The sequence below is a fragment of the Acidilutibacter cellobiosedens genome (genome assembly GCF_004103715.1).
Lineage (GTDB): Bacteria > Bacillota > Clostridia > Tissierellales > Acidilutibacteraceae > Acidilutibacter > Acidilutibacter cellobiosedens.
In genome coordinates this window covers 2,201,255-2,219,092 of the sequence record NZ_CP035282.1, presented here as the reverse complement: position 1 = coordinate 2,219,092, position 17,838 = coordinate 2,201,255, and the positions used below count along the sequence as shown (strand labels likewise).

Below are 17,838 nucleotides of genomic sequence, written 5' to 3'. Positions count from 1 at the left end.
TGAATATGAAAAAGAATATATTATTGTTTATGTTGATATTTGGGCTTCTGTTTACATATGTACTCCCGGGCGGGGAGGCTTTTGCCGAGGATCTGAATGGAGACGCTTTGGAGCTCTTTTTAAGCAAACTTTCGGATATGGAAGACGGTGACAGACAAGCGGCAGGAGAAGCCTTAAAAATTTATATGGAAGACGACGAAGGTGTAAGCAAACTTAAGAGGGATTTAAGTACATTTATCAGCGACAGCCAGGAAGAACAGCTGAAAGATCACGGATACAGCTTGGATGACGTAAAGTCGGAGCTGGACAGACTGAACAAATGGAGCAAAGAAGACCGTGTCAAATTGGCCGACTACATCGGAGAGGGAAATACTTCAGCTATTAAATCTCTTATATACAGCTATGAAGAAGGGGATAAATCCGATACTTCAAATAATGAAGGCAATCCTTCCGGCGGGAGCACGACTCCTGCTGTACCGTTGGCCGAAGGTAAAAAGGATGAAGAAAAACTTTTAGAAGTTTATTTCAAGGATATAGACAACTCAAAGGGAAAGGATGCAATTGTATTCTTAGCTCAAAGAGGGATAATCACCGGAAGGACAAAGGAAACCTTCGATCCGTCGGGAGAGCTGACGAGAGCCGAATTCGTTACGCTCATACAGAGACTTTTAAAACTTGAACCCAAAGCCGGAAACGCCATGCCTTTTAGAGACATAAAAGAAGGGGACTGGTTCTACAATGCAGTAAAGAGTGCTTACGATAACGGAATAATCACAGGTACGGGTCCCGATTCCTTCTCGCCCAAGAATAGGGTAACAAGGGAACAAATGATAACAATAGTTATGAGGATATTAAATGATAAAGGCCTTACCTTTACACTAAAGGACACGGGAAAGAGCTTGGATGATTTTAAAGACAAAGGAGAAGTTTCCCCTTGGGCCGCACTTCATATGGTGTATGCGGTGAAATACGGCATCGTTGAAGGGAAAACAGAAAATACAATTGATCCTAAGGATTTTGCAACGAGGGAAGAAACAGCTGTTACAATTAAAAGGCTGTTTGATATATTAAATAAATAAAAGCAATAGCGTTATGTGACGATTATTATATTGGAGGTGAGTTTAAAGGAAGTTTATTGTTTTAATAACATATTTTAAGGAGGGTTAAAGGAATATGAAGAAGTACTTATCGATTTTGTTGGTATTGACCATGATCTTATCGATGGTAATACCCATGGGAGCATTTGCGGAAGGAAATGATAATCAGGCGATATTTGACGAACTTAAAGATAAGTTTGGAGGGGTTACTACAGATACATCTCTTTTAATCAAGGCTGTAGAGAAACTTTCTGGTACAAACTTTTATAATACTGTTTTAAATGATGCAGAAACTGTTATAAACGGATCTCAATATTCCGGTTTAAAATTCGAGCTGAATAGCAAATTATATTTAACTAAGGATAATGTAAACGGAGAGGTTGAGATAGTAAAGAAGTGGTTATCAAATACTAAAGAATTGACAAAATTAATTGATGATGTAAAAAAAGGCAGTGCTTCGCAAGTTTCATTAGGTTACATCGGAACATTGAGAAGTAGTTTATTAGGTTCCGATTTGGCAAAAGCTTGGGAAAATAAGGGTGTATTACAACAAGGCAAGAGTAAAATAAATTTTGTATTGGATATTTACGATGCAATCCTTGACAATCTGACTGTAAAAGAAAAGGATTCATCAATGAATTTGGAATTCAATATTAATGTAAGCGGGTTGTCAAGCAGAATCAAAGCCATACAAAGTGAGTACTTAAATGGCAATAAGATTACTGATACGTCAAAAGCCGCATCGGCAGTTTCGGATGCTGCTAAATTAGCTGCGAATGACTTTAATAACAAAATAGGAAATAGTGAAGTAGCAAAGAGTTTGTTTAAACAATTAGTCAACTACGTATCATATACAGCTCCGTCCGACGAAGGCTCATCAGGCAGCAGCGGAGGGTCATCTAATTCTGATGCAGACGTACCTGTAACACAACCGGGCAAAGTTGATAAAGAAGAATCAGCAGTAGAATTCGGAAAGGACAATGTTTCCGTACAGACAAAAGACGGAGTGTCTACAGTTACATTAAAAGAATATGATTTGGTTGCGGGAATAAAGAACCTGAGAAAATCCATAGGCAGTGACAAGGAAGGAAAAGCGGTTGTAGATATTGAAAATGTAGAGGGAGTTAATGTTTCCTTTGTTCTTTCCTCAAAGATTGCGGAAGCTCTTTCAGATAACAATATTTCCCTGGAAATAAATGCAGGGGATATTCAATACTTAATATCATCCGATGCTTTAAAGGGTATAGAAATACCTTCAGGCGCAAAGATACAGTTTAAATCCGCCGAAGGAGATGTAGAATCGATTGCGGCTGCTGCGGGAGAATTGGGAAATGCAAAGAAAGTTGTAGAGCTTTCCTTGGAAGTTACATCCGGCAAAGATACCACAAAGGTTTCGGAATTTGCTTCACCTATTACCGTAACCGTAAATGTCAAAGGCCTTGGAGACAAGGATAAATTGGCTGTTTACTATTTCAATGAAGAAGAAGGAAAACTTGAATTTGTAACAGGAAAGATAAAGGATGACAAAGCCGTTCTTGTACTTTCACACTACAGTAAATATGCATTCCTGGAATCGACAAAATCCTTTACCGATTTGGAAGGACATTGGGCTAAGACTTATATAGAGTCAATGGCAGCTAAAAACGCAGTAAACGGATATGAAGACGGAACATTTAAACCTGAAGAAAAAGTTACAAGAGCACAATTCGTCAAGATGCTAGTTTCATCTCTTGAAGAAAAGCTTGAAGCCTATGACGGTTCCTTTACCGATGTGGCAGACGGTGATTGGTTTGCACCATATGTTGCAGCGGCTAAGAAATTAGGCATTGCTTCGGGATATGCTGACGGAAGCTTTAAGCCGAATAAAGAAATATCAAGAACAGAAATGGCTGTAATGCTGAGCAGCTTAACAGACGAAGAACTGACGGAAGAAGATGTGGCAAAAGAATTGACCGTATTTGCGGATGCGGATTCTATCCCATCATGGGCAAGAGAAGCCGTAGCAGAAGTTGTTAAAGCGGGACTGATGAATGGTGACAATGGTTCCTTCAATCCCGAAAATCCGGCTGCAAGAGCGGAAGCTGCAACAGTTATATACAGAGCATATAACAAATAAATATCAGTATAAAATATAAAGCAGAGGAAATTTCCCCTGCTTTATATTATTTCATGTAACTTTTTGCCTTACTCATCAATTCTTCTCTTCTGGCGCTTTTATAGGAATTGTAATAGTCTTTCAAATCATTGACAATGCTTGTATTATAATTCTTGTCCTTTAATTCTCCCTCGATTTTCTTTATAAGAGAATTAAATTTGGCATCACATTCTTTTTCCAACCGGGAACCTTCGGATATATATTTGGCCGCCAGCTTTGCGTTTGATATATTTCCCGACTTATATTCTTGATATGCTCCGCTTATTACGGAATCGAGGTTTCCTTCGTATTCGCTTTGAAGTTTTTCGAATTTGCCGTTGTATTCTTCCAAAATTCCGATATATGCGGCATCCTCTTTGCCCTTACCTTGTGACTTATCGGAATCATCGGTGTTTGTGTTTTCTCCCGTATTGTCATCTGTACTATCCGGGTTTTGGGAATCCTTCTTCCCGGTTTCCGATTCGATTACTTTGAGTATGGGGTTTTTAATATCATCGGGATTTTTGTTTTCATTTTCGGAAGAAGAATCGTCCGATTTATTTTCTTCCGCATTTTTGTAAGCGGAAATCATTTCAAAGGTGAATTTGATTTTTCTCCAGTTAATTGATACAGCCAGGATCAAAATTACAACAATTCCCAAAAAGATATATTTGCCTTTTTTGTGTTTTTTCATATATTTCCTCCCGAATTTATTATATAAAACATATTATATCACTTATTAGGCTGTATACCAAATCCATATCCTGCTTATTATCCGGGAAATAGACAGGATTCTTCCTTACGGATATTTCTTAATGAAATATTTGATATAATGTATAAATATTTTTAAAATAAATTCATATTGGCAGTTTTTGTTGAATTTTAAATATTGGATTGATATAATTGTTTTTAGAGGGATATTTTTTGCCTGTGCTGATTAAGATATTTAAGCATTAATATGTGGGGAAGGGAGAAGCAAAATGGGGATAGTGAAAAAGGCTGCCAAATCAGCGGAGAGGCAGTTTATCTAAAGATCCTACTCAATATTATGAATTAAATATATTTGACGAAAGCCGATTTAATTGCAGAGTAACTTTAAATAAAGTTAAAACCAAAAGAGCATAGGAGGGAAAAAGATGACAATCAAAAAAGCAATAATACCTGCGGCAGGACTGGGAACGAGATTTCTTCCTGCCACGAAAGCACAGCCCAAAGAAATGCTTCCCATAGTTGATAAGCCTACAATACAGTATATAGTTGAAGAAGCCATAGAATCGGGAATAGAAGATATATTGATTATTACCGGGAGGAATAAGAGAGCCATAGAAGACCATTTTGACAAATCCGTGGAACTGGAGATGGAGCTTGAACAGAGAAACAAGACGGAACTCCTGAACCTTGTTCGGAAAGTATCAAACATGGCCAATATTACTTATATAAGGCAGAAAGAACCTAAAGGATTGGGAGATGCCATATACTGCGGGAAAAACTTTATAGCCGACGAACCCTTTGCGGTGCTTTTGGGTGACGATATCGTCGATTCCCAGACAAAACCGTGTCTGAAACAGCTCATGGATGTATACGACGAATACAAGACAACCATACTGGGAATCAAGGAAGTACCAAAAGAAGAGGTAAACAAATACGGCATAGTTTCTGGTATGTATATAGAAGACGGAGTATACAAGGTAAAGGATCTTATAGAAAAGCCGACTCCGGAGGAAGCTCCTTCCAACGTAGCCATACTGGGAAGATATATAATAACTCCGGAGATATTCAAAGTACTGGAGCATACCGCCCCGGGAGCCGGAGGGGAAATCCAGCTGACGGATGCCCTCAGGGAACTGGCGAAAAAAGAAGCAATGTATGCCTACAACTTTGAAGGAAAGGTATACGACGTGGGAGATAAATTAGGATTTCTTCAGGCAACGGTGGAATTTGCCCTCAAGAGAAAAAAATTGGGTACGGAGTTCAGAAAATACCTGAAAGGGATAGTCGGAGAGAAGCAGGACGGTTAATCGTGATAGTGCAAATCCGATAATACAACAGGTTTGTACTGTTTTGTTCTCTGATTTTCATATTTAAATAAAATCCGATAAATTTTAATAAATCTTTACACAAATTTTCCTTTACAGGAAACCAGATTAGTGTTATATTATAATCGTTCGTATAATGAATGAATAAAATTCGGATATGGAGCGTAGAACGACATGGACATGAATTTCTTTAATCCCACAGCCCTGTACAAAGAACTCTTACTGCTGCAGGAAACGGAAAAAAATCAGAATATAACCCAGAAAGAACTGGGAGATCTCATAGGTGCGGCTCCCTCTATGGTCAACATATATATAAACGGCCTGGAAGAGAAGAGTTATCTGAAGAGGGAATATATATCGGCAAAGACGGTTAACTATATAATCACCCCCCAAGGCGTGAAGAGGAAAAACTACCTGGCCATTACATATTTGGACGAACTCTTAAAGCTGTACCGCCTGGCGGAAGAAAATGTGGAGAATTTTTTACTGAGAATCGAAAATAAGGGCTACAGGAATATACTTTTCTACGGAGCCGGAGAAGTGGCGGGAATCATACTGGCAATAATAAAGGGAAGAACTGATAAATCCCTGAAAGTATTGGCACTGGTGGACGACGACAAAGATAAGCAGGGCAAGGAGTTGACAGGATATAAGATTATTTCCCGTGAAGAAATAAAAGAATATAAGCATGACGGGATAGTGGTTACATCCTATACCTTTGAAGACGAGATAATGGGGAGACTGAGGGAGATAGGTTATACTATGGATAGGGTGGAGAGATTTTTTGGGGTGTAGGAAAAAAGATAAGATGGAGTTGAAAGTGATTGTATAGAAAATATATAAAAAGACTGTTGGATTTTATATTTGCAATTATACTATTGATAATTTTGTCGCCTATCATGCTGATTGCGGCTATGGCAATAAAAGCGGAAGATCCCAAAGGCCCCGTTTTATTTAGGCAGAAGCGTCCCGGCAAAGATGCAAAGATATTTGAAATCTATAAATTCAGAACCATGAAAGTCGAAACGGAACGTGACGGAAGAAAGCTTTCGGATATGGAAAGAATGACAAAAGTAGGCTCGGTTTTAAGAAAGACAAGCATAGACGAACTGCCTCAGCTGTTTAATATAATTAAGGGGGAAATGAGCTTTATAGGGCCGAGGCCGCTTCCGGTTATATATCTTCCATATTATACAAAAGAAGAAATGCATAGACATGATGTAAGATCTGGAATTAGTGGGTGGGCTCAAGTTAATGGACGTAATTATTTAAGCTGGGATAAGAAGTTCGAATATGATATTAAATATGTTAATAGTATTAATTTTTTATTTGACTTAAGAATATTGTTTTTGACTATACAAAAGGTGTTTACAAGATCTGATATTGGTGTAAGAGGAGTAGATTTTAAAGATGAGTCATTAAATGAAGTAAGAAAACCCAGGAAAGTATTATAAGTTAGAATAGGGGGAAAAATTCAAAAAATGAATATTAAGGGTAACTATGTAACTTTAAGGGCGGTTGAAGAAGAAGATTTAGAATTATTAAGAGAAATGATTAATGATCCAGAAATAGAAAAGATGGTTGGAGGATATTCGTTTCCGGTTTCTAAAGTTCAACAGAAAGGATGGTTTGAATCAATATCTGATAATAAAAATGATATAAGATTGATTATTGAAACAAAAGAAGATGGAGCAATTGGTTTTGCAAATATAGTAAATATAGATTGGAAGAACAGGTCTGCTTTTCATGGTATAAAGATAGCAAATAAAAATTTTAGGAGGAAAGGAATAGGGACAGATGCTGTTATGGCGGTTATGAAATATGCATTTGAGGAATTGCATTTGAACCGATTAGATAGTTCTATTATAGATTATAATGAACCTTCAAAAAAATTGTATTGTAAATGTGGCTGGAAAGTTGAAGGAATTAGGAGAGAAGCTATTTTTAAAGGGAATCAGTATCATGATGAATTAGTAGTAGGAATATTAAAAGAAGAGTATGAAGAACTAATAAGGAAAAATAACTATTGGAAAAGGTAAAGCAATGAATAGAGAAATAGGTAGTGAATTCTGGCTTATTGAAATTCCAAATGATTATGCAAAAGGTAGTCCGGATTGGATAAATATGTGGGGGAATAGTGTATTAACTTCATCAGGAAGAGGGGCTATATCTTTAATGCTAAAAGGGATAGAAAATAATGTTATATCTAAAACTGCATTATTACCTGCATATATCTGTGAATCAATAATTATGCCTTTTATAAAAGAAGGATATGTTTGTTATTTTTATGATGTTGATAATAATCTTAAGCCAAACACAGAAAGTATAAATATATTTTTAAAGAAAAAAATAGGCGTGTTTTTACATTTAGGGTATTTTGGGTTTCCAACAAATATCAATTTGCGTAATTACATTATTTATTTAAAAAAAAAAGGAACTATAATTGTCGAAGATTTGACGCATACATTGTTTTCAAAGTATGAAAGATATATTGAAAATGATTATTATATAGCCAGTTTAAGAAAATGGACAGGATTGCCGAGCGGTGGTTTTTTAGCTTCTAAGCATAATAATGTTCAAAATCATTTAGATGTACAAACTGGTTTTTCTAATATTAGAGAAAGAGCTTTGCTGTTAAAAGGAGATTATATAAAATTCAAAAAACCAAAATTAAAACAAAAATTTTTAGATATGTTTGATAAAGCAGAAAATATTTTAAATGATGATGTGATGTCTTATTTGATAGATAATGTTTCGCATTCACTTATAAATGAACTAGATACAAGTGAATTAATAAAAAAAAGAAGAAAAAATTTTATATTTTTATCAAATACTTTAAAGGAGGTTGAAGGTATAAAACCAGTATTTAAAAAAATTCCAGATGCTATTTGCCCTTTATTTTTTCCAGTATATATAGAAAAAGGTCGAAAAAAGTTTAAAGATTTTCTTATTAGTAAAAGTATATATTGTCCGATACATTGGTCTATACCACGACAAATAAATATTTCAAATTATTTATTAAGCAAGAAGATATATAATAGTATTCTATCAATACCATGTGATCAGAGATATGATGTTGAAGATATGAGGAGAATCGTAGATGTTATTAATATTTATAAAGAAACGGAATAAAAAGGATTGATATATATGTTTAAAAAACGAATAATAAAAGATGGAAAATCATGGAATAAAATAATAGAGAATTTTAGTATAAAAGACATCTATTTTACTTATGACTATTTTGTTCCTTTTAGAAATAATGGAGATGGAGAACCTGCATTATATTATTTGGAGTGCGAATACGGGAAGGTTGCATATCCATTTATGTTAAGGGATATAGCAAAAAGCAAAAATTTAAAAGGTAAAATAGAAGAAAATAAATATTTTGATATTAGCAGTGCTTATGGATATGGAGGCCCTTTATATGAAAGCTATAAGGAAGATGAAACTGTAGTAAAGTTAAGAGAAATATTTTTTAAGAGTTTTTCTGATTATTGTAATGAAAAAAATATTGTAAGTCAGTTTGACAGATTTCATCCCTTAATTAAAAATCATGATTTTTTCAATAGATATTCTACAATTATACCGATAAGGAAGACAGTTTATATGGACTTAAGAGATAAAGAAAATATTTGGATTAATATAGAATCTAAATGTAGAAACATGATAAGAAAAGCAAAAAAGAATGGAGTGTTTGTAACTTTAGATGATGATATTAAGACAATAGAAAATTTTAAATGCATATATGAATCTACTATGGATAGAAATAATGCTTCTGAGTATTATTATTTTAATGATAATTTTTTTAATGATGTAATAAATTGTTTAGGGAAAAATGTATTTATTGTGAATGCTTATTATGGTAGTAAAATAATAGCTTCATCTCTTATAATGAGGTATGATAAATATCTTCATTATCATTTTTCAGGGACGTTAGAAGAGTATAGGAAACTACAAGCTAATAATTTAATGCTTTATGAAGTTGCTGAATGGGGAAATGAAAATGGATATGAAATATTTCATTTGGGGGGAGGATATGAATCTGAAAATGATTCCTTATATAGATTTAAAAAGTCATTTTCAAAATTAGAAGACAATGATTTTTATATCGGTAAGAAAATACATAATTTTGAATTATATAACCGTCTAACTGATATTGTTAATAGAAACAAACAGGAAAAAAGTTTGTTTTTTCCTGAATATAGAAAATGATAATGTTAAAAAAATTAATTTAGATTGAAGGTGTATTTATGACTAATAAACTAATCCCTCTTTCAGTCCCCAACCTTTCCTTAGACATCTTAGACAACATAAAAGAAACTATAGAAACAGGCTGGGTATCTACCGGAGGAAGATTTATAACGGAATTTGAAGAAAAAATAGCCAAATATGTAGGTGTAAAAAGAGCGGTTTCATGCCAAAGCGGTACTGCAGGGCTTCATCTTGCTTTGAAAGTATTGGGCATAGGCCATGGTGATGAAGTAATAGTTCCTACCGTTACATTTGTAGCGGCGGTAAACCCTGTTAAATATGTGGGGGCTGAACCTGTATTTATGGATTGCGATGATACTCTTGACATGGATATGGACAAACTGGAAGAGTTTTTGCAAGCTCAGTGTACTTTTAAAGACGGAAAGACAGTTAATAAAGAAACGGGAAAAACCGTAAAAGCTGTAATCATCGTTCATGTATTCGGCAATCCCGCCGATATGGAAAGATTGATGAATATCAAAGAAAAATATAATTTAAAGGTAATAGAGGATTCCACAGAAGCCTTGGGTTCCTATTATACAAAAGGCAGATATGCCGGAAAATACTGCGGCACAATAGGAGATATAGGAGTCTACTCCTTCAATGCAAATAAAATAATAACCACAGGCGGCGGAGGAATGGTTGTATCCGGCAACCAGAAATTGTTGGACAAGGTAGCTTTCCTGTCCGTTCAGGCAAAGACCGATCCCTTATATTTTATCCATGATGAAATAGGCTACAACTACCGCATGACAAATATACAGGCAGCCTTCGGGACAAGCCAGATAGATAAACTGGAAACTTTTATAGAAACAAAAATCAGAAATTATAACCTGTATAAAGAAGCCGTAGAAAATATAGACGGATTGACTATCCTTCCCTTTGCAAAAAATGCTCGCTCAAACCACTGGTTTTATTCCATAATAGTAGACAAAGAAAAATACGGCATGGACAGAGATGAACTGCTGAAAAAGCTAAACAGCGAAAATATTCAGACAAGGCCTCTCTGGGGATTGATACATAAACAAAAACCATATTTGGATAATCAGTCGTATAAGATTGAAAAAGCACTGTTCTATGAAAAGAATTTGATAAATGTACCGTGCAGTACTAATTTGGGGGAAGAGGAAGTCGGGACAGTGGTTAGTAGGCTAAAAAATATATAATAAAGAAAAGGAGTTTAATATCAATGAAAAAAGTGTGGATTGTTGCTCCGTTTTCTGGTATAGACAAAATTGGTACAAGAAACAGATTTCAATATTTAGCTGATAAATTATATGATGAGGGCGAAGATGTAACTCTTTTTACCAGTGATTTTAGTCATGGCAGGAAGAAGCATATATCAAAAGATATATGTAATAAATATACTTATAATGTTAGACTTGTACATGAAGAGGGTTATGAAAAAAATGTATCTATAAAGAGGGCATTAAGTCATATTAATTTTGGAAAGAACTTAAAAAAAGAAATAGAAAACATGGAAAAGCCAGATGTGATTTATGCTGCTTATCCTACAATGAGTAGTTCATATGTATCCGGCAAATATGCAAAGAAAAATAATATTCCGTTTATAATTGATGTACAGGATACATGGCCTGAATCAATATCTTCAGCTATTGATACACGGAAATTATTAGTTAGAATACTAATGTGGCCTTTTACTAAAATTGCTAACAATATTTACAGGATGGCTGATATTGTTTTTGGAGTGTCGAAGACTTATGCCTATAGAGCCAATGTTAAAGGGACAAAGTGTAAAGAGTTTATTTCGGTTTATATTGGATCAGAATTAGAGAAATTTGATAGTGTTGTTAATGATAATAAATATGAAATCGAAAAAGATAAAAATGATATATGGATTACTTACATAGGAACTTTAAGTTACAGTTATGATGTAGATACTGCAATAAAGGCTTTTTCGGAATTAAAAGATTATAAAAATATTAAATTAAATATTTTAGGTAGCGGACCGGATGAGGAAAGATTAATAAGGTTAGCTAAGGAACTTGATTTATACAACAATAGTGTATATTTTTATGGATTTGTAGAATATGAAAAAATGGTAGCCTACTTAAAAAGATCCGATATTGCTTTAAATGCTTTAACTGGTGGCTCAAAAGGGACTATAACTAATAAGTTTGGAGATTATGTATCAGCAGGTTTACCAATATTGAATTCATGTCAAGAAAGAGAAGTGATAGATTTAATGAATTCTAATGAATTAGGAATAAATTATATGCCGGGGAATGCCAAATCTTTAAAAGATGCAATTATAAAAATGACAGAAGATAAAGACAAAATGAAAATTTATTCAATAAATTCAAGACACCTTGCTGAAAAATACTTTGATAGAAAAGAGAGCTATAAAGTTATAGTTGATAAAATTAAAATATTTACTAATTATAAAGAAGGATAAGTTTAATTAATATTTGCAATTTAAAAGTTAATTTCATAAATAAAAGACAATATTGGAAGATTAAATCTTAGGAGATGAAGATTTTGCAGATACCTTTAATAAACCTCAAAAAACAGTATGAAACCATAAGAGAAGATGTAGATAAAAATGTTTTAAGAGTTTTTTCATCGGCTCAGTATATAATGGGAGAAAACGTAAAACAATTCGAGAAAGAATTTGGAGAATACATAGGCGTCAAGCACAGCATATCTGTCGGGAACGGTACGGATGCCTTGGTTATAGCATTGAAAGCCCTCGGCATAGGTGAAGGAGATGAAGTTATAACCACACCTTTTACTTTTTTTTCCACAGCCGAAAGCATATCGACCGTAGGAGCTGTTCCGGTATTTGTAGATGTAAGAAGGGATACATTCAATATAGACCCTGCTGAAATAGAAGAAAAAATCACATCAAAAACCAAAGCAATCATACCCGTGCATATTTTCGGACAGCCTGCCGATATGGATGAAATAAATGAAATAGCTCAAAGATATAATCTTAAGGTATTGGAAGACGCATGTCAGGCCGTAGGAGCTGAATATAAACACAAAAAGACAGGAGCATTGGGAGATATAGCGTGTTTTTCCTTTTTCCCGACTAAAAATTTGGGTTGTGCCGGAGACGGGGGGATGATAGTTACTGATGACGATAATTTGGCTGTTGTATGCAGAGCCCTGAGAACTCACGGAAGTGGGGAAAACGGACAGAAGGCTTATAACTTCTTGAACGGAATAAACGAAGAAGTAGAGGAAGATAAATCTGAAGACAATACAGTTTATAATCCATTGAAATATTATAATTACCTCATAGGATATAATTCAAGGCTTGATGAAATACAGGCAGCAGTATTGAGAGTTAAACTCCCGTTGCTTGACGGATGGAATGATAAAAGGAGAAAAAATGCGGAATTTTATAACCGAAATTTATCGGGTACAAAATTGACTATTCCCCATGAAGACGATTATGTAAAACATGTGTACCATATGTACATGCTCCAATCCGAAAGAAGGGAAGAACTGGTTGAATTTTTAAAGGAAAACGGAATAGCGACCGGTATATATTATCCTGTACCCCTCCATTTGCAGAAAGCTTATATAAATTTAGGATACAAAGAAGGTTCTCTTCCTAATGCCGAATATCTCTCAAAACGCACCTTTGCAATACCTATGTTTGCCGAATTGACAGATGAGGAGAAGAAATATATAGTTGAAAAGCTGAAGGAGTTTGATGAATAGGATGAATGAAAAAGGTTATTTTGTTCACGAATCGAGTTATATAGATGAACCGTGTCAAATAGGGGAGGGAACGAAAATATGGCATTTTTCTCATATAATGAAGGATACGGTTATAGGTCAAAACTGTAATATAGGTCAGAATGTAGTTGTATCTCCTAATGTTATTATAGGAAATAATGTAAAGATACAAAATAATGTATCCGTATATACAGGTGTAATATGTGAAGATGATGTATTTTTAGGGCCCTCCTGTGTATTTACAAACGTTATTAATCCGAGAAGTTTTATAGAAAGGAAAGCTGAATATAGAAAAACAACCATAAAAAAAGGAGCAACCATAGGAGCCAATGCTACTATAGTCTGCGGTTATCAAATAGGAAGATATGCGTTTATAGGAGCTGGTTCTGTAGTTACCAAAGATGTCCCAGACTATGCATTGGCTGTGGGGAATCCTGCCCGTGTAGTAGGTTATGTATGTAAATGCGGGAATAAGTTGAAAAAGTCTGGGGATAAGTACATATGTGACTCATGCGGTAAAGAGTATGAGATTATAAACAAAAATTTAAGTCCAAAGGAGTAATGATTATGGATAGCAAAGTTGATATGAAGGACAATCTGTTAAAGAAAATTCATGATAAATCAGCCGTAGTTGCCGTTATAGGTCTCGGTTATGTAGGTCTTCCTCTTGCTGTGGAAAAGGCCAAAGCCGGATATAAGACCATAGGCTTTGATATTCAGGAATCAAAGGTTAAAATGGTAAATGAGGGGCATAACTACATAGGGGATGTCGTGAACGGGGAATTGAAAGAGTTGGTTGAAAAGGGTTTGCTGTCGGCAACAGCTGATTTTTCTGTAGTCAAAGATGCTGATTTTATAGCCATTTGTGTTCCGACACCCCTTGATCAGTATCAGCAGCCGGATATCAGCTATGTAAAAAATTCCGCCGTTGAAATATCAAAGCACTTGAAAAGAGGCTCTGCGGTTGTACTGGAAAGCACAACTTATCCGGGAACCACCGAAGAACTTTTAAAGCCTATATTGGAGAAGGGCTCCGGATTGAAATGCGGTGAGGATTTCTTTTTAGCTTTTTCACCGGAAAGAGTTGATCCGGGTAACAAATTGTATAAGACAAAAAATACCCCGAAGGTAGTGGGAGGAATAGGTAAAGATTCAACTGAAGTGGCAGCTGCTATGTACAGGTCTGTTTTAAATGGATGCGTCTATGAAGTATCATCTCCTAAAGTAGCTGAAATGGAGAAATTGTTGGAAAATACATATAGGAATATAAATATAGCCCTTGCCAACGAAATGACTATAATATGTGAGAAGATGGGAATAAGCGTATGGGAAGTAATAGATGCGGCCAAAACCAAACCTTACGGTTTTCAGGCTTTTTATCCAGGTCCTGGCGTAGGAGGTCACTGTATACCCCTTGACCCATATTATCTGGCATGGAAAGCAAGAGAATACAGCTATCATACGAAATTAATAGAAACCTCTGGAATAATAAACGATAGTATGCCTGAATATATAGTGGAGCGGTCTTCAAAGATACTGAACAGGTTTAAAAAATCTCTCAACGGTTCAAAAATATTGGTTCTCGGCGTGGCTTACAAACAGGACATAGATGATTACAGGGAAAGTCCCGCATTGAAAGTTATAGAAAACTTTGAGAAAGAAGGATGCATGGTGGATTACTATGATCCTTACATTCCGAATTATAAATTTAAAGATAAGTCAAAGAGCGGTATCAAAGAATTAAATAAACAGGTACTAAAAGATTATGATTTGATAGTAGTTACAACTTCCCATACAAATATAGATTATAATTTTGTACAAGCCAATTCCGTATTTGTATTTGATACCAAAAATGCTATGAAAGAAGTTAAAAACAGGGAAAATATAGAGTTATTATAAATTTGGGAGAGATTAAGAATGAATTTTACTTATGGTGAATATATAAAGTTGATTGATTTATTAAAAGAGAAAAATTACCATTTTTGTAGCTACTTAGATTGTGATAGATATAATAAATCTGTAATATTCAGGCATGATATAGATACTTCTTTGGATAAAGCTCTTGATATAGCACGATTGGAACATAAAAATAATATTTCGTCTACATTTTTTGTACTTCTATCTACCGACTTTTATAATATTTTTTCAAAAAAATCTAATGATATTATAAAAGATATAATAAGTTTAGGCCATCAAATAGGGCTGCATTTTGATGAAAAAAGTTATCCGATAAATAATGTTAAAGACTTGGAGTATTATATTAAGAAGGAAATTAGTGTATTAGAATGTGCTGTTGGGAAAAAAATACAGGTAGTTTCAATGCACAGGCCGTCTAAGTGGATATTGGAAAATGATGTTCAATTTGACGGGATAATAAATTCATATTCAAAGAAATATTTTTCTGATTTTAAATATTTGTCGGATTCCCGTATGCATTGGAGAGAAGATGTTATAGGAATAATAAAAAGTGAACTTTATAATAAACTTCATATTCTTACTCATCCATTTTGGTATTCTGAAAAGGAAGAAACAATGGGTGAAAAATTGACTAAATTTATTGATAGAGCAAAAGTAGAGAGGTATTATAATCTGAAGGACAATATCAGAGATTTAAATGACGTTATTAATGAAGGTGATATCGTATGAATATAAGCTTGAATACTATTTTAAGCTATTTGAAGAAAATGAATTTTGAATATAAATATTTCGGTAAGAACGATATTTCAATAAATGGATATTCATCTTTAAAAAATTTAAAAGATAATAGTATTACTTGGATAAAAAATCAATCTTATTATGATGAAAAATTTTTTGTTGGTTTAGAAGATGTTTTGTTGGTTGTGAAATCTGATATAAATATAAATAGTATTTATTTTAAAGATGCGGGGTTTATTATATGTGATAATCCGAAAGAAATATTTTTTTCAATATTAAATAAATTTTTCAAACAACAGGAATGTAAATCTTTTATATCAAATGATTCGGTGGTAGAAACTAAATCAATAGGGGAAAATGTATATATTGGTCATCACTGTTATATAGGCAGGGATGTTAAAATAGGAGATAATGTAGTAATTAGAAATAATGTATCAATTGAAGGAAAAGTTGAAATAGGGCGAAACACTGTATTATATTCTGGAGTAGTTATTGGCAGTGACGGCTTTGGGTATTTTCGAGATGATGAGGGAATGAATACAAAAGTTCCTCATTATGGAGGAGTGATAATTGGAGAAAATGTAGAGATAGGTGCTAATACGTGTATTGACAGAGGTACACTTGACGATACTTATATAGGGAATAATGTTAAAATACATAATTTATGTCAAATAGCTCACAATGTTGTTGTTAAAGATAATAGTATTGTCATTAGTTTGTCTATACTTGCAGGAAGTTCATCATTGGAGAAGAATTCGTATATTGCACCGGGAGCTATAATTAAGAATCAGATAAAAGTGGGAGAAAATAGTTTGGTTGGAATGGGAGCAGTTGTTATAAAAGATGTTGAGAAAAATAAAGTTGTAGCAGGTGTACCAGCAAGAGTAATTAGAAACAAGAAAGCAGGTGAGAATTTATGAAAAAACTTAGTTTTGCAATTATCGGATGCGGAAGAATATCACACAAACATATTGAGGCTTTAGCAAATAATTTTACAGAAGCGGATCTCGTGTCTGTGTGTGATATTGTACCTGAAAAGATGGACAAGGATGTCGAAGAATATTATGATTTTATGAAACAGAGAGGTATTAATTTAGATAAAAAAATTAATAAATACACTGATTATAAGGAAATGCTCAAAAGAGAAGATATAGATGTAGTTTCGATTTGTACGGAAAGCGGCCATCATGCCGTTCATGCTTTATACTGTTTGAATGCCGGAAAGCATGTTTTGGTAGAAAAACCTATGGCATTATCTTTAAATGATGCAGATAAAATGATAAAATTATCTAGAGAGAAAAATTTGAAGTTAGGTATATGCCACCAAAACAGGTTTAATTCTCCCATACAAAAGCTGAGAAGGGCAGTGGAAGAAGGAAGATTCGGCAGAATAATAAACGGGACGGCAAGAATCCTTTGGAACAGAAATGACGATTATTATAAACAGGCACCCTGGAGAGGGACAAAAGCATTAGACGGTGGCACATTGATGAACCAGTGCATACATAATATAGACCTTCTCCAGTGGATGATGGGTTCGGAAGTAGAAAGGGTTCACTGCGAAAGAGGAACATTTTTAAGGAATATTGAAATGGAAGACTTCGGGGCGATACTCATCAGATTTAAAAATGGCTCCATAGGTATAGTAGAAGGCAGTGCCTGCGTTTATCCTAAGAATTTAGAGGAAACACTGAGTATATTCGGAGAAAAGGGAACAGTAGTTATAGGAGGTTTGGCTGTCAATAAGATAAAAACATGGCAGTTTGCAGATGAAAGGGATTACGATAAAGAGGATGAAAATACGGAAATAGACAGCGTGTATGGGAGAGGGCATACTCCTCTTTATAAAAATTTTATAGATGCGGTAAATGAAAATAGGGTACCTCTGATAAATGGAGAAGAAGGAAGAAAAGCTTTGGAGATAATACTTAGGGCTTACGGAGAATAAAAGTTTAAT

General features: G+C 34.3%; 17 protein-coding genes. 16 read left to right on the top strand and 1 reads right to left on the bottom strand.

Annotated elements, in window-relative coordinates:
* Window positions 1–5 precede the first annotated feature (5 nt).
* Window positions 6–1,079, top strand: coding sequence for an S-layer homology domain-containing protein (locus tag EQM13_RS10685; RefSeq protein ID WP_161567227.1), 1,074 nt, complete (start codon window positions 6–8; stop codon window positions 1,077–1,079).
* A gap of 94 nt (window positions 1,080–1,173) precedes the next feature.
* The gene (locus tag EQM13_RS10680) at window positions 1,174–3,213 is read left to right on the top strand and encodes an S-layer homology domain-containing protein (RefSeq protein ID WP_128752654.1); all 2,040 of its coding nucleotides are present in this window, start codon (window positions 1,174–1,176) and stop codon (window positions 3,211–3,213) included.
* A 46-nt stretch (window positions 3,214–3,259) separates the two neighbouring features.
* Here the strand turns inward: EQM13_RS10680 and EQM13_RS10675 are convergent, their stop codons facing one another.
* Window positions 3,260–3,925 carry a hypothetical protein gene (locus EQM13_RS10675; protein ID WP_128752653.1) on the bottom strand — a complete coding sequence of 222 codons (666 nt, stop codon included), beginning with the start codon at window positions 3,923–3,925 and terminating at the stop codon, window positions 3,260–3,262.
* A 442-nt stretch (window positions 3,926–4,367) separates the two neighbouring features.
* Here EQM13_RS10675 and galU point away from each other — a divergent pair, with 442 nt between their 5' ends.
* From galU to EQM13_RS10605, 14 genes are all read left to right on the top strand, one after another.
* Complete coding sequence (galU, locus tag EQM13_RS10670) at window positions 4,368–5,249, top strand: UTP--glucose-1-phosphate uridylyltransferase GalU (protein WP_128752652.1); 882 nt, start codon at window positions 4,368–4,370, stop codon at window positions 5,247–5,249.
* 192 nt (window positions 5,250–5,441) lie between these two features.
* On the top strand, window positions 5,442–6,062 hold the full coding sequence (locus EQM13_RS10665) for a Rossmann-fold NAD(P)-binding domain-containing protein (protein ID WP_128752651.1): 621 nt from the start codon (window positions 5,442–5,444) through the stop codon (window positions 6,060–6,062).
* Window positions 6,063–6,091: 29 nt separating this feature from the next.
* Entirely contained in the window at window positions 6,092–6,721 is a 630-nt protein-coding gene (locus tag EQM13_RS10660) for a sugar transferase (RefSeq protein ID WP_128752650.1), read from the top strand.
* 27 nt (window positions 6,722–6,748) lie between these two features.
* Entirely contained in the window at window positions 6,749–7,306 is a 558-nt protein-coding gene (locus EQM13_RS10655; protein ID WP_128752649.1) for a GNAT family N-acetyltransferase, read from the top strand.
* A 4-nt stretch (window positions 7,307–7,310) separates the two neighbouring features.
* A complete protein-coding gene (locus EQM13_RS10650) occupies window positions 7,311–8,399 on the top strand; it encodes an aspartate aminotransferase family protein (RefSeq protein ID WP_114218875.1) in 1,089 nt (362 codons plus the stop codon).
* Between the two features lie 15 nt (window positions 8,400–8,414).
* Window positions 8,415–9,479, top strand: coding sequence for a lipid II:glycine glycyltransferase FemX (locus tag EQM13_RS10645; protein WP_114218876.1), 1,065 nt, complete (start codon window positions 8,415–8,417; stop codon window positions 9,477–9,479).
* A 38-nt stretch (window positions 9,480–9,517) separates the two neighbouring features.
* The gene (locus EQM13_RS10640) at window positions 9,518–10,684 is read left to right on the top strand and encodes a LegC family aminotransferase (RefSeq protein ID WP_128752648.1); all 1,167 of its coding nucleotides are present in this window, start codon (window positions 9,518–9,520) and stop codon (window positions 10,682–10,684) included.
* 23 nt (window positions 10,685–10,707) lie between these two features.
* The gene (locus EQM13_RS10635) at window positions 10,708–11,934 is read left to right on the top strand and encodes a glycosyltransferase family 4 protein (RefSeq protein ID WP_128752647.1); all 1,227 of its coding nucleotides are present in this window, start codon (window positions 10,708–10,710) and stop codon (window positions 11,932–11,934) included.
* 83 nt (window positions 11,935–12,017) lie between these two features.
* Window positions 12,018–13,208 (top strand): DegT/DnrJ/EryC1/StrS family aminotransferase, encoded by a 1,191-nt coding sequence (locus EQM13_RS10630; protein ID WP_128752646.1) that lies wholly within the window; start codon window positions 12,018–12,020, stop codon window positions 13,206–13,208.
* Entirely contained in the window at window positions 13,201–13,788 is a 588-nt protein-coding gene (locus tag EQM13_RS10625; RefSeq protein ID WP_240662920.1) for an acyltransferase, read from the top strand. The genes EQM13_RS10630 and EQM13_RS10625 overlap by 8 nt, the downstream gene beginning before the upstream one ends.
* A gap of 5 nt (window positions 13,789–13,793) precedes the next feature.
* Complete coding sequence (locus tag EQM13_RS10620) at window positions 13,794–15,125, top strand: nucleotide sugar dehydrogenase (protein WP_206172681.1); 1,332 nt, start codon at window positions 13,794–13,796, stop codon at window positions 15,123–15,125.
* An 18-nt stretch (window positions 15,126–15,143) separates the two neighbouring features.
* Complete coding sequence (locus tag EQM13_RS10615) at window positions 15,144–15,872, top strand: polysaccharide deacetylase family protein (protein ID WP_128752645.1); 729 nt, start codon at window positions 15,144–15,146, stop codon at window positions 15,870–15,872.
* Window positions 15,869–16,801 (top strand): UDP-3-O-(3-hydroxymyristoyl)glucosamine N-acyltransferase, encoded by a 933-nt coding sequence (locus EQM13_RS10610; protein ID WP_128752644.1) that lies wholly within the window; start codon window positions 15,869–15,871, stop codon window positions 16,799–16,801. Before EQM13_RS10615 ends, EQM13_RS10610 begins: the two co-directional genes overlap by 4 nt.
* Window positions 16,798–17,829 carry a Gfo/Idh/MocA family protein gene (locus EQM13_RS10605; RefSeq protein WP_128752643.1) on the top strand — a complete coding sequence of 344 codons (1,032 nt, stop codon included), beginning with the start codon at window positions 16,798–16,800 and terminating at the stop codon, window positions 17,827–17,829. The genes EQM13_RS10610 and EQM13_RS10605 overlap by 4 nt, the downstream gene beginning before the upstream one ends.
* The last annotated feature ends 9 nt before the right edge of the window (window positions 17,830–17,838 follow it).

Bases quoted from the DNA above. Each gene is read 5' to 3' on its own strand.
- EQM13_RS10685 (WP_161567227.1), top strand. From the start codon at position 6: ATGAAAAAGAATATATTATTGTTTATGTTGATATTTGGGCTTCTGTTT.
- EQM13_RS10680 (WP_128752654.1), top strand. From the start codon at position 1,174: ATGAAGAAGTACTTATCGATTTTGTTGGTATTGACCATGATCTTATCG.
- EQM13_RS10675 (WP_128752653.1), bottom strand. From the start codon at position 3,925: ATGAAAAAACACAAAAAAGGCAAATATATCTTTTTGGGAATTGTTGTA.
- galU (WP_128752652.1), top strand. From the start codon at position 4,368: ATGACAATCAAAAAAGCAATAATACCTGCGGCAGGACTGGGAACGAGA.
- EQM13_RS10665 (WP_128752651.1), top strand. From the start codon at position 5,442: ATGGACATGAATTTCTTTAATCCCACAGCCCTGTACAAAGAACTCTTA.
- EQM13_RS10655 (WP_128752649.1), top strand. From the start codon at position 6,749: ATGAATATTAAGGGTAACTATGTAACTTTAAGGGCGGTTGAAGAAGAA.
- EQM13_RS10650 (WP_114218875.1), top strand. From the start codon at position 7,311: ATGAATAGAGAAATAGGTAGTGAATTCTGGCTTATTGAAATTCCAAAT.
- EQM13_RS10645 (WP_114218876.1), top strand. From the start codon at position 8,415: ATGTTTAAAAAACGAATAATAAAAGATGGAAAATCATGGAATAAAATA.
- EQM13_RS10640 (WP_128752648.1), top strand. From the start codon at position 9,518: ATGACTAATAAACTAATCCCTCTTTCAGTCCCCAACCTTTCCTTAGAC.
- EQM13_RS10635 (WP_128752647.1), top strand. From the start codon at position 10,708: ATGAAAAAAGTGTGGATTGTTGCTCCGTTTTCTGGTATAGACAAAATT.
- EQM13_RS10625 (WP_240662920.1), top strand. From the start codon at position 13,201: ATGAATAGGATGAATGAAAAAGGTTATTTTGTTCACGAATCGAGTTAT.
- EQM13_RS10620 (WP_206172681.1), top strand. From the start codon at position 13,794: ATGGATAGCAAAGTTGATATGAAGGACAATCTGTTAAAGAAAATTCAT.
- EQM13_RS10615 (WP_128752645.1), top strand. From the start codon at position 15,144: ATGAATTTTACTTATGGTGAATATATAAAGTTGATTGATTTATTAAAA.
- EQM13_RS10610 (WP_128752644.1), top strand. From the start codon at position 15,869: ATGAATATAAGCTTGAATACTATTTTAAGCTATTTGAAGAAAATGAAT.
- EQM13_RS10605 (WP_128752643.1), top strand. From the start codon at position 16,798: ATGAAAAAACTTAGTTTTGCAATTATCGGATGCGGAAGAATATCACAC.